12 protein-coding genes, 1 pseudogene and 1 other annotated feature are annotated in these 11,991 nt (G+C 39.7%); of the genes and pseudogenes, 5 read left to right on the top strand and 8 right to left on the bottom strand.

Translation table 11 applies throughout. From position 1 onward, the window contains the following. Positions 1-2 precede the first annotated feature (2 nt). Positions 3-119 carry an IS3 family transposase gene (locus NGR58_RS09200; RefSeq protein ID WP_407077158.1) on the top strand — a complete coding sequence of 39 codons (117 nt, stop codon included), beginning with the start codon at positions 3-5 and terminating at the stop codon, positions 117-119. Between the two features lie 147 nt (positions 120-266). On the opposite strand, the gene NGR58_RS09195 is transcribed toward NGR58_RS09200, so the two are convergent. The 4 genes from NGR58_RS09195 to NGR58_RS09180 all read right to left on the bottom strand — a co-directional run bounded on the left by NGR58_RS09195 (position 267) and on the right by NGR58_RS09180 (position 4,032). Beyond that, positions 267-1,622: a dihydrolipoyl dehydrogenase family protein gene (locus NGR58_RS09195; RefSeq protein WP_258089217.1), complete on the bottom strand. Its 1,356-nt coding sequence runs from the start codon at positions 1,620-1,622 to the stop codon at positions 267-269. Positions 1,623-1,670: 48 nt separating this feature from the next. Further along, positions 1,671-2,147 carry a GAF domain-containing protein gene (locus tag NGR58_RS09190; protein ID WP_258089216.1) on the bottom strand — a complete coding sequence of 159 codons (477 nt, stop codon included), beginning with the start codon at positions 2,145-2,147 and terminating at the stop codon, positions 1,671-1,673. 48 nt (positions 2,148-2,195) lie between these two features. Beyond that, positions 2,196-2,423 (bottom strand) — a binding site (T-box leader). Between the two features lie 71 nt (positions 2,424-2,494). Next, positions 2,495-2,830 carry a thioredoxin family protein gene (locus NGR58_RS09185; RefSeq protein ID WP_258089215.1) on the bottom strand — a complete coding sequence of 112 codons (336 nt, stop codon included), beginning with the start codon at positions 2,828-2,830 and terminating at the stop codon, positions 2,495-2,497. A gap of 113 nt (positions 2,831-2,943) precedes the next feature. Continuing rightward, positions 2,944-4,032, bottom strand: a complete 1,089-nt coding sequence (locus NGR58_RS09180; RefSeq protein WP_258089214.1) for a PTS transporter subunit IIC — start codon at positions 4,030-4,032, stop codon at positions 2,944-2,946. A gap of 438 nt (positions 4,033-4,470) precedes the next feature. Between NGR58_RS09180 and NGR58_RS09175 the strand changes: the two genes are divergently transcribed. The 3 genes and pseudogenes from NGR58_RS09175 (at position 4,471) to NGR58_RS10305 (ending at position 6,837) form a co-directional block, all read left to right on the top strand. Further along, positions 4,471-5,406: a VanZ family protein gene (locus tag NGR58_RS09175; protein WP_258089213.1), complete on the top strand. Its 936-nt coding sequence runs from the start codon at positions 4,471-4,473 to the stop codon at positions 5,404-5,406. A gap of 304 nt (positions 5,407-5,710) precedes the next feature. Further along, positions 5,711-6,066 (top strand): annotated as a pseudogene (locus NGR58_RS10310) (Glu/Leu/Phe/Val dehydrogenase dimerization domain-containing protein); the annotation flags it as partial. Positions 6,067-6,237: 171 nt separating this feature from the next. Further along, positions 6,238-6,837 carry a dehydrogenase family protein gene (locus tag NGR58_RS10305; RefSeq protein WP_407077157.1) on the top strand — a complete coding sequence of 200 codons (600 nt, stop codon included), beginning with the start codon at positions 6,238-6,240 and terminating at the stop codon, positions 6,835-6,837. A gap of 365 nt (positions 6,838-7,202) precedes the next feature. Here the strand turns inward: NGR58_RS10305 and tyrS are convergent, their stop codons facing one another. From tyrS to gnd, 3 genes are all read right to left on the bottom strand, one after another. Continuing rightward, complete coding sequence (gene tyrS / locus NGR58_RS09165; RefSeq protein WP_258089212.1) at positions 7,203-8,462, bottom strand: tyrosine--tRNA ligase; 1,260 nt, start codon at positions 8,460-8,462, stop codon at positions 7,203-7,205. A 614-nt stretch (positions 8,463-9,076) separates the two neighbouring features. Next, positions 9,077-9,781 carry an FGGY family carbohydrate kinase gene (locus tag NGR58_RS09160; protein WP_258089211.1) on the bottom strand — a complete coding sequence of 235 codons (705 nt, stop codon included), beginning with the start codon at positions 9,779-9,781 and terminating at the stop codon, positions 9,077-9,079. A gap of 127 nt (positions 9,782-9,908) precedes the next feature. Beyond that, on the bottom strand, positions 9,909-10,817 hold the full coding sequence (gene gnd / locus NGR58_RS09155; RefSeq protein ID WP_075268891.1) for a phosphogluconate dehydrogenase (NAD(+)-dependent, decarboxylating): 909 nt from the start codon (positions 10,815-10,817) through the stop codon (positions 9,909-9,911). Positions 10,818-10,965: 148 nt separating this feature from the next. Between gnd and NGR58_RS09150 the strand changes: the two genes are divergently transcribed. Further along, entirely contained in the window at positions 10,966-11,814 is an 849-nt protein-coding gene (locus tag NGR58_RS09150; RefSeq protein ID WP_258089210.1) for a MurR/RpiR family transcriptional regulator, read from the top strand. An 82-nt stretch (positions 11,815-11,896) separates the two neighbouring features. Here NGR58_RS09150 and NGR58_RS09145 read toward each other — a convergent pair whose 3' ends face one another. Continuing rightward, the gene (locus NGR58_RS09145) at positions 11,897-11,989 is read right to left on the bottom strand and encodes an IS3 family transposase (protein ID WP_407077141.1); all 93 of its coding nucleotides are present in this window, start codon (positions 11,987-11,989) and stop codon (positions 11,897-11,899) included. Positions 11,990-11,991: the final 2 nt, after the last annotated feature.

Here is an 11,991-nt window from a genome sequence, read left to right as displayed (position 1 = left end):
AGCTGAAGTCTGCCGTCAATAATTATATCTATTACTACAATAATAAACGGATTAAAACAAAACTGGCCGGAAAAACTCCGGTTCAATACCGAAATCTTTCCGACCAGTTAGTTGCTTAAACTTCTCTTCAATTTTTGGGGTTCAGTTCAGGAACAAAAATGTTCCAACCCTTTTTGTGTTAAAGATATGTTAATTATCCGCCTGTAAATTTTACAGCACAAACGCGTTACACACCGGCTTCAAAACGACTTTTGACTCGCTCTTCATTAAAAGAAATAAGTCAAATCCGAAGCAACTGATGGATAAGCAGTCAACTGTTGCGATACTGTCTCTTTGGTCAAGCCTTGATTAATTGCTGATGACAAATAATTAATTAATTCATCAGCGTGACTACTTAACACAGATGCACCGACAATCTGACCATCCTCATTGATAACCGTTTTTACACGGGCTGCTGGTTCTCCTTGGCGATAAGAAGTATACCAACTAGTAATATCTAAATCATTGACGGTATAACGATCCGTATCAGCTGTTTCAGTTGTCACACCTGTTTGAGCTAACTTTGGCGTACCATATACAACAACTGGCATAGCTGGATAAGAAATTGCTTGTTCCTCAGCCAAAATTTCATTTGCTACATGTTGTGACTCAAATGATGCCAGTGGTGTAATTTTAGGAACTGGTGAATTAGCCACATCACCTACTGCATACACATGCGGATTACTTGTACGCAAATAATGATCCACTAAGATACCCTGCTCTGAAAACTGCACATGGGCATTTTCTAAACCTAGTGTGTCGTGGTTACCAACACGACCAGCCGCGCGGACAATCAGTCCAGCTGACAAAGTATTACCAAAGCTCAATGTTGCTTCTAATCCATTATCAGCTGACGTAATTTCAGTGACTTCCGTACCAAAATACATTTGTACGCCACGATCATCTAATTGGTCCATCAATGAATCAACCATCTTTTCATCAAATGATTTTAGTAAGCGGTCGCCACGAACAACCAAACTCACTTTGGCACCAGCAGCTGCCGCAATTGACGCAAACTCAATTGCCACAAAGCCACCGCCAATGATAACCACTTCATCTGGTAGTTCTGGCAAACTTAGAAACTGTTCAGAATCAACTGTTAGTTCTGCACCTGGAAATGATAACTGTGCTGGTCGTTGTCCAACTGCAAGAACCCAGTCGGTTGCGAAAACAGTTGCAATCTCTTGGCCATGACGACTAATCACCGCTGTTTGTTCATCAATAAAGCTGGCTTCACCAGCAACATGGTCAATATCACTTGCGGTCAATGATTGTTCAGTTCCTGTAGAAATACCATTGGTGTATTGGTTCTTACGTGCCATTAAATCTGACCAATTGATGTTGACCTGACCGTCTATTCCTGAACCTGATAAAAATTCAGTCGCTTCTTTCGCTTCAACCGCACCAAACAAAATTTTCTTAGGGTCACAGCCATAATTAGGACACGTACCACCCCATAAATACTTTTCAATCACAACAACGTTTTTACCTGCATCATGTAATTGATGGGCTGCTGCTAAACCGGCTGGTCCTGCACCAACGATTGCCACATCATATTGTTTTACTTCACTCACTGCTTTCATACCATCCCTTCACAAAATATTATCTACTACTATTATTGCAAATTTTTATTAAATATATGGTAACAATGTTTGCGCAAAATGTTCTAAATCAGTACGATCTTGCTCTGTAAATCGATTAAATGTCGTCGAATCAATATCAATAACCCCTAACTTTTCGCCATTTTCGCGGGTCAATGGCACGACAATTTCAGCATTTGATGCCGAATCACAAGCAATATGGCCAGCATGTTGATGGACATCATCAACGACCGTTGTTGCTTGGTTTTCGTATGCTTGGCCAACAACTCCTGAACCTGGCTTAATCCGAACAACTGCTGGTTTGCCCAAGAATGGTCCTAAAATCAATTCATCCTTTTCTTGATCGTATAAATAAAAGCCTGCCCAATTTACCGTTGCTAAGTTTTCATATAAGATTGCTGCGGCGTTAGATAAATTAGCTAATGGGAAGCTTTCCGACTCCTCGCCTGTAATCCATGAAGTCAATAATTGCGAAAGTAATGGGGTTGCTGTTGTTTGTTCTGTCATTTTTCATCCTCCAAATAAAAAAGTCCCTAATAAGAACGTTCTGTTCTTATTAGGGACGATGTCTCGTGTTACCACCCAAATTTATCTATCTGTTGCCAAATAGATCTCTTTAGTTTGACTAAAAACTAGGGAAGATAACGGTTCCTACCGTGATAACAGCTTTCACTAATTATCGTTCTCAGAGCTCATTTTCAAGCTACTTCCAAACACTTTTCCATCAACCAAGTGCTTTCTATATTGGATTAATAACATTACTTTTCTCATCATAGAATCTCTTAAAATTCAATTGTCAACATCATACAAAGGACTACACATCTTGTCAATCAATTTATGAGAGAATCTTAACTTTAGACAGTTTCAGCTAACCAGTCCATCACTTGTTGTGGGTTCAAACGCTCACCATTTCCAATATGATCAACTTGTTTACCATCTTCAAACAGAACAAAGGCTGGAATACCCTTCAATCCTTGTTCTTGTGCAATAGCTAAGTTAGCATCACGATCAGCATCAAACCAATTGATACCTGCTGAAGTCACACCCTTTTTAATATCGGCAACAAAAGGCTTGATAGCTTTGCAGTCACCACACCAATCAGCTTGTAAAAACATCACTTGCTTACCAGGCTTTGCAATTTCTTGGCGAATTGTTTCATCATCATTTAATTCAGGTTGATAAAAATCCATGTTCATGCCCTCTTTCACTTATTTATAGTAAGAATATCAACTATCTACTAAATAGTCAAGATAGCCTCTTTGAGTATGAATGATTAATAAATCTTTCGCAACTAATTCATTACTTATACTTCACGCAAACGTAGGTCTTGTACGCGTGTTTGGCCGATAATGCGTAGGAAACGGTAGTATGCCCAAGAAAGGATTCCTGGGATAACTACACCAAAGACGATTAGTGAAATCAAACCTGACATGTTGTGAGCAGCCAACCATAGTGGTGCAATCAATGAATTTAGTCCCAAACCAGCTAGGGCGTATGGCACTTTAAAGTCAAAGCCAACAACGGCAATAACTGCGGTAACCATGGCAATGGCAGCCGGTCCCACTGCTAGGATTGGACGCTTTAGCAAATTAGCGAATTGTACCTTAGGTGTAACCAAACCTTGGGCGATGTTACCACCGATGGTATTTTGGTTAAATGACATAGCTGTGAATGAAACGAAGGCAACTGTTGTACCAATCAAGGCAGCTCCCGATGACATTGGATCCAGCTGAACGGCGATGGCCAAGGCAGCTGATGAAGCCGGCGTCATCAAGAAAATAAACCAAGAAAGTGAAACAACCAATGAACCAAGCACTGGATTAACTTGCATCGTGTGTCCTAGCACACCACTGACCCAGTTTAGCGCTGGTGTTGTGACTGATGCCAAGCCCAGTCCAGCAATTGAACCAACCATAGTCACCGCAAATGGTACCAATACCATATCCAACGGCGTCTTACCAGTCATCCACTTACCCAACATAGCGGCGATAATACCTGCCAAAACCGCTGATACTGGTTGACCGGCCGTCATAATTTGCGAACCAGCGTCTTGGGCAGCAATCCAACCAGTAGCCGTCGTCGTGTGAGCGGCCACATCAGATGTAAAGTAAATACTATTAGCACCAACAGTTGAAGCAATCATTGTTGAGCCAATTACCAGCGTTGATGTTCGCATCATCACGGCAATTGCCATCCCCAAAGCGGGTGCCAACAATTTTTGAGCGATATCACCAACTTGTACCAACGCATCCCAATGAATGGTGGTTCCAACTGTATTAACTAGCAAACCGATTCCTAGAAATACCAACACAGTATTTGAAACACCTTGTGAAACAAGGAAAACATAATCCTTTGTTGTCAACTTCTTTTCTTGTTCTTGTCCTTGCGTCATAACCCTACTCCTTTTTCTTTTGGGACTGAAGATACAAAAAAACCGCTAGTTGGAAAAATCCTAACTAGCGGTTCACGAATAACAATCCAGTGATAAACTAGTCGGCCCTTATAAGGCCGACACAAATTGCACGACCCTTTTAGTTGATAATAATCAAGTCTAAAATTAAGCCGCGTAATAACGCATTGTTTGTGTTGTTCATCATGCTTTTTGTCATCGTTTTTATCCTCGTTCTTTTATTTGATGTTTTATATTATGCACCTAAAAATTTGAATGTCAACACTTTATTTTAATTTCATTTTAATAATCAACCATTTTGTCTCATTTGTTTCTACAATCCCTCGCCTATTTCCAGCGTCTTAATTTATTTTTTAAGTTTTACAGCTAGAATCAAGGACTAATAATTACTACAACAATAATATATAAGGAGGTGCCATTATGAGTGTATTTAAAGAACCACTGCTAGATGCAATCGTTGTGTTCCCACTGATCTGTCTGATACTATATTTCCCCTTTACGTTGTATCAATATCATCGCTATGGGCAAGTGACACTTTGGCATACTCTAATAACATTTAGCTTTATTTTCTATCTGACAAGTGCCTTCTTCGTTGTTAATTTTCCATTGCCTTCGGAAAAGTATATCCAGCATTTAATCACGATTGATTATCCGACTATGAATCTTGATCCGTTAAAAATAGTCAAATCGTTTCTTACCAATAATCCCATCATGCACGGCGGTCGTTTAATTACTGGTTTACGTGACACAACGGTTAGCCAAGTTATTCTCAATATTATTCTAACGATGCCATTTGGTATTTACTTACGTTTGTATTATAAAAAGTCATTAGCAATGACATTATTATTAACCGTCACATTAACTTCTTTTTTCGAAATCACGCAATTAACGGGTCTTTATCATATCTATGCTCGTCCATATCGTTTATTTGATGTTGATGATCTCATTTTAAATACGCTTGGTGGTATCTTAGGATGGTTTTTTGTCCCTCTACTTAGTAGCATACTACCATCTCGGCAACGAATGATGCGGTCTATTGGTAATCAAAATCGGATAACTTTTGTACGTCAAACGATGTCATTTACACTAAATATTGGCTTAAACGTGATAAGTTGCATCTTACTACACAATATTTTCCCAAATCATTTAGCAACCATTAACCTTATTAGCAATTTGGTAATTTGGGGAATCATTCCCGCTTTAACTTCAGCCACAATTGGTGAACATATCATGAAAACAGTCACAAAAACACAGTCAATTAAAAACTGGCATACGCTTTTACGTCATTTATCATTAATCAGCTGTATTAACTTTATCTTACCGCTATGGATGAACATGTTGAGAAAACTCGTGTAACCATGAATGACAAGTCATAACAACGCGTATCGTACAACCACATAACATTTCAAATCACTCTCATGAAACTTTTTTAATTAAACATAGAGATTTTTAATTAAAATACTGCTATCATGTTACCTAACGTGATAAACATCTCAAAATAAAAAAGAAAGTAGGCATCCTTTTGAGTAATGTAAAAGAATATATCAATGCTATCAAAAACGACATTCAACGTCGCGATCCCAATGAAACTGAATTTCAGGAAGCAGTATTTGCTGTTTTAGATAGTTTAGAACCAACTCTAACCGCAAACCCCCAGTATGTGGATGATAACCTTCTAGCACGTTTGGTTGAGCCAGAACGTGTCATTCAATTCCGTGTCCCATGGGAATCTGATGATGGTAAGTTCCATGTCAATCGTGGTTTCCGTGTACAATTCAATTCTGCAATTGGTCCATACAAAGGTGGCTTGCGTCTACACCCAACTGTAAACTTAAGCATTGTTAAATTCTTAGGTTTTGAACAAATTTTAAAGAACAGCTTAACTGGACTACCAATTGGTGGGCTAAAGGTGGTAGTGATTTCGATCCTAAGGGTAAATCAGATGCCGAAGTTATGCGTTTCTGTCAAAGCTTTATGACTGAGTTACAACGCCATATTGGCCCAGATTTAGATATTCCAGCTGGTGATATCGGCGTAGGTGCTCGTGAAATTGGTTATCTTTTTGGTGCCTATAAACGTATCCAAGGCTATCAAAACGGTGTGTTAACGGGTAAAGGACTAACATTCGGTGGTAGTCTTGCCCGTACTGAGGCAACTGGATTTGGTTTACTATATTACACAAACGCCATGATTAAAGCCCAAGGTGATTCACTCGCTGGTAAAACCATTAAAATTTCTGGTGCCGGAAATGTTGCTATCTACGCTACTCAAAAAGCTGAAGAACTAGGTGCCAAAGTTGTAACTGTTTCTGACTCAAATGGTTATATCTATGATCCACACGGTATTGACTATAAAATTGTCAAACAAATCAAAGAAGTTGAACGTGGTCGTATCGCAGAATACGCAAAACGAGTATCAACAGCCGAGTATCATGAAGGTTCAGTTTGGGATCTAGATATTAAATACGATGTTGCTTTGCCTTGTGCAACGCAAAATGAAATCGACCAGAAACAAGCTGAACTAATTGCTCGCGATGGTGCAAAATATATTTGTGAAGGCGCTAATATGCCAAGTAACGCTGCCGCTATTAACGTTTACCAAGAAAATGGTATTTTATATGGTCCTGGTAAGGCCGCCAATGCCGGTGGAGTTGCCGTTTCAGCACTTGAAATGAGCCAAAACAGCGAGCGCTTATCATGGACATTTGAACAGGTTGATAACTATCTTAAAGAAATTATGGAAGATATTTTCGCCCAATCAGAAGCCGCTGATAAAAGTATCACTTAGATAAAGATTACCAAGCTGGCGCTAATATTGCTGGCTTTGAAAAGGTTGCCGAGGCAATGACAGCACAAGGATTAATTTAGAAAATAATAAAACGGGTGGAACAGAAATACTGTTCCACCCGTTTTTGCTTAGCATATATTAATTATAAACTTGTATATGCTACAAATGTGTTAAAATCTGCTGCAAACCACGTTACATTCGAACTCAAAACGTCTTTTGTCTCACTCTTGCTTAAACGTGTTCTAAAAGACTGAGTCCTCAATGTAACGAATTTACGACATTCCTGGCCTTCGCTTTGCTACGGCCAAAAATGTCGCAAACCACGTTACATTCGAACTCAAAACGTCTTTTGTCTCACTCTTGCATTACTTAACGACTGCAACGGCCCACTTCTTCTTGCCTCGTTTAACAATGACATACTTACCGTCATACTTGTCAGCAGGGTTAATGACAGCATCTTCTTCCTTAATTTGCACACCGTTAATACGAACAGCACCATCTTTAACTGAACGACGAGCAGCGGTCTTTGACTTTTCTAATCCGGCTGCAACAACCAAATCGAGCAAGCCAATTTCATCAGCTGCGATTTCAAATGTTGGTACATTGCCAGCTAAAACAGCAACTTCGTCAGTTGACAATGCTGCAACATCAGCGTTACCAAACAAAACATTCGCCATGACTTCTGCTGTATGCATAGCTTCTTCACCATGGACAAATGTCGTGACCTCTTGGGCTAGACGACGTTGCGCATGACGTGCAGAAGCATTTTCAGCAAGTTCTGCGACTAATTCAGAAATTTCATCCTGTGAGATGAACGTGAAGTACTTTAACATTTTTTCAACATCAGCATCAGCTGTGTTCAACCAGAATTGGTAGAATTCAAATGGCGTCGTCTTAGCAGGATCCAACCATACAGCACCACCTTCAGTCTTACCAAACTTTGTACCGTCAGCCTTCAGCAACAATGGGACAGTCAACCCAAATGCAGGTGCTTCGCTATCAACAAGTTTGTGGATCAAATCAACACCATTAGTAATATTTCCCCATTGGTCAGAACCACCAATTTGTAGGCGTACATGCTCACGCTTATATAGTTCGTAGAAATCAATCGCTTGCAAAATTTGGTAAGTAAATTCAGTAAACGAAATACCAGCATCCAAACGCGAAGCGACCACATCTTTCGCCAACATACTGTTTATAGAGAATAATTTCCCGTAATCACGAAGCATGCCTAACAATGACATTTGGCCTAACCAGTCGTAATTGTTAACGATTGTAAATTCGTTCTCACCAAATAGTTTCACCATCTGGGCACGAATTTTCTCCACGTTAGCTGCCACATCTTCTTGTGATAGCAATTTACGTTCAGATTTCTTTCCAGAAGGATCACCAATCGTTCCAGTTCCACCACCGACAACGATAACAGGATGATGACCAACTAATTGGAATCTCTTTAGAATCATAAAGGGAATCAAGTGACCAATATGCATTGAATCACCAGTTGGATCAATACCTACGTAAAGTCCGATTGATTCTTTACTAACTAGGTCACGTAACCCATCTTCGTCAGTGACTTGGTTAATGGCTCCACGCCAAGCTAATTCATTTAAAATATCTGCTGCCATTTCTCTTTCCTCCAACTTTTTTATGTATGAATCATTGAAATTCTTGATTAAAATAAAAAGCACCCTAATCAAGAAATTAACCTTGATTAGGGCGCTGTTAAACGCGGTACCACCTAAATTGCCACTTATATGTGACCACTTATAACCTCGTAGCGTGAGGACTTCGTTCATGCGTTCTACTGACTGTAATTCGTTAATTGGTTTGATTAGTTCACAGCCACCACTAATTCTCTGAATGTCCACCAATTCTTCTACTAATTGTCATACACGATAAAACGATTATAGCATAATTTTTATAGAATTGAACAATCAAGCGTAAAAGAAAAAGAGGCCTCTCTCACTAAATGAGTGCAGGCCTCTTTGTGTATAAGCGGACCACCACGTACCGCTTATACGTTTTCACCATATCATGTTAACGGGCACCACCCCATTAACAATCCCCTTTTGTCCTAAGAATCCCTTCTTAGAACACCTTCCGCCTTGTTGAGGCTCCTTCACAACCTCAACAAAACCATTATCGGACAGCAAGGCATTGCACCTTCCATAAAGGCGGCCCTAGGACATCACCCCTTAGCCAACTGCATCCCCGATAACATTAATTATTATAGCATACTTTATTTAAGGTGAAATGTTGTAAGAACGCTAATCCCTGTTCGGGTCGCAATTTCATCAGAAAGTGCAAACATCTCGTCGGAAAAATTAGTCACTTCAGGTAGAGCCGCCGTAGTCAGTCCTGATAGTGCCAATGCTTGTGTATCCCATTCATCAGTTACTAAGTCATATAACCCTGTTCGTGCAGCATAAGCTCGCGAAATAATGTTTTTACCAAATAAACGGTAAATAATGTAGCTTTGCAAACTCATATAATGCACTGCTTGCTCATAGATATCTGGTCGTTCGTTTTTTAACCATAAAATTAAGACAAACGGCGTCGTATCCAAAAGCGATAAGCCCATTTTACGTTGTAGTTGACCAGTGACACCATTCATCGTTAAAGCATCAACATATTTTTGCGTATCTTTACCATAAATAACGGGCATTAATGGTGCAAAGTCCTTATCAAGTGGCATTAAACCATCAAGAGAAATTTCTGAAAAAATAATCTCTTCAACTTTGGCAGCTGGGCTATCTAACAACAGCTTATTGGCCTCTTTAATGGCTGCAAGCGTCTGGTTATAAATTTGGTCTGGTGTAATCGTTGCACGTTCTGCATCAGTCGTTGCCAATGGCAGTTCATGTTGACGCTGTGCATTATTTTCATCAATCAATGTCGTTTTAACTGACAACAAAGATACATCAATTGTTAGTGTATATTTCATGATAACTCCTCTAGGTTAATACTACTATTATACGCTAGTACAGCAAAAAAAGAGACCGGCACATTGTTCATGTCCCAGTCTCCACTTTCACAATCAAAAATATTTTATAGGTCTAGCAAGGTAAAAATTACTTTGCAGCGTCCATAGCATGTCCACCGAATCCGTTACGCAATGCTGATACGACCTTACCAGTAAACGTATCTTCTTGCAATGAACGGTAACGCATCATCAATGACAAAGCGATAACAGGTGCTGGTACTTGCAAGTCCAATGACTCTTCAATAGTCCACTTACCTTCACCAGATGAGTGCATAACACCTGAAATCTTGTCCAACTTAGGATCATTTGAGAATTGCTCTTCAGCCAATTCCATCAACCATGAGCGGATAACTGATCCGTGGTTCCACAACTTAGCAACGGCTTCATAGTCGTAATCGTATTGTGAGGCTTCCAAAACTTCGAAACCTTCGGCAATAGATTGCATCATACCATACTCAATCCCGTTGTGAACCATCTTCAAGTAGTGACCTGAACCTAATTCACCAGTGTATAGGTAACCATCTTTTTCAGCAATACCTTCAAACAAAGGCTCGATAGTCTTCCATGCTTCAGCGTCGTCTCCACCGATCATGAAGTTTCCACCGTTACGAGCACCTGACATACCACCTGAAGTACCAGCATCAAAGAACTTGATACCTGCAGCAGTTGTACGCTTGTTTTGCTCCAAGTTATCCTTGTAGTTTGAGTTTCCACCATCAATGATGATATCGCCAGCATCCATCTTTTCGATCAATGTATCGATTGTTGAGTTAGTTGGCTTACCAGCTGGAACCATTACCCAAACTACTTTTGGTGATGGCAAAGCTGCCAACATATCATCTAAATCAGTAACACCAGTAACAGCGTCTGAATATGAGTCAGCTTCCTTTACTGAGTCTGCACTCAAATCATAAGCAACAGCCTCATGACCATTGTCAACAGCATTCTTTACCAAGTTCAAGCCCATCTTACCAAGGCCGATCATTGCGAACTTCATGTCTGTACCCCTTTTTTCTTTTGTTTTTTCTACACTCTTATTATAATGCAAAAGTTTTTCATATTGCAAGCTTTTTGTTGTAAAATCTTTTCATTTCGCTTGAGTTTGTGTCATTTTGTGCCATAATTAGAGCATAGAAGGAGAAATTATGGCACAATCAGGATTTGCACGAATACGATCAATGCGCGACCAACTGACTGGATCAGATAATAAAATCGCTGCATTCATCTTACAAAACCCTACCGAAGTACGTTCATTAACCATTCAAGAAATGGCCAATGCAGTGGGCCTATCAACCGCAACCGTTTCCCGATTTGTTAAGCGCGTTGGTTTTGGATCATTTCGAGAGTTTTCACTCAGTTTAGCTAGCCTTCCCATTCCCGAAAATAGTTTCTTCGGTGAAATTGACCAAACTGATGATCAAAACGAAATTGTTCAAAAAGTATTTAGCGGCGCTGAAAACGCCTTGGAAGCAACGGTCAACCTTATTAAACCAGAAGATTGGCAACTGGCAACTGACTGGTTGATCAATGCTCATCACGTTGGTTTATTTGGGATTGGTGGCTCATCAATCGTCGCTTTAAACGGTTATCATAAGTTTTTAAGGACGCCCTTACATATTGAACAACATCCAGACTATGACGTGCAGTTAATGCAAGCCGTTCATATGACAGATCAAGATATTGCGATTGTTATCTCACACTCTGGTCGTAATCATGGTACATTGAATATTACTAGACAACTTCAAGCAAACAATGTTAAAACTATTGCGATTACCGGACATCCCAAGTCTGAATTAGCCAAGCTTGCTTCACTAACTTTAGCTAGTGCAGCCGAGGAGGTTAATATCCGTAGTGAATCAATGTCATCCTTAATTGCGCAATTAACCATTATGGACAGTTTGTTCACACTAGTTGGTGTGCAACTGGGAGATAAAACTCAAGCGGTCGTTGAGCGCATACGTGGAACAATTGAAGATAGTCGCGAGTCATCGTGATATTATTCTATATTCTTTTAGAATATATCTACATTATACAAAAAAGACACTATGAACTGAACCCCAAAAATTGGAGAGAAGTTTAAGCAACTAACTGGTCGGAAAGATTTCGGTATTGAACCGGAGTTTTTCCGGCCAGTTTTGTTTTAATCCGTTTATTATTGTAGTAATAGATAT

It is taken from the genome of Weissella fangxianensis (assembly GCF_024718545.1).
GTDB classification, from domain to species: domain Bacteria; phylum Bacillota; class Bacilli; order Lactobacillales; family Lactobacillaceae; genus Weissella; species Weissella fangxianensis.
Note: the sequence above shows the minus strand (reverse complement) of the source record. Positions and strands in the feature narration are given on the sequence as shown.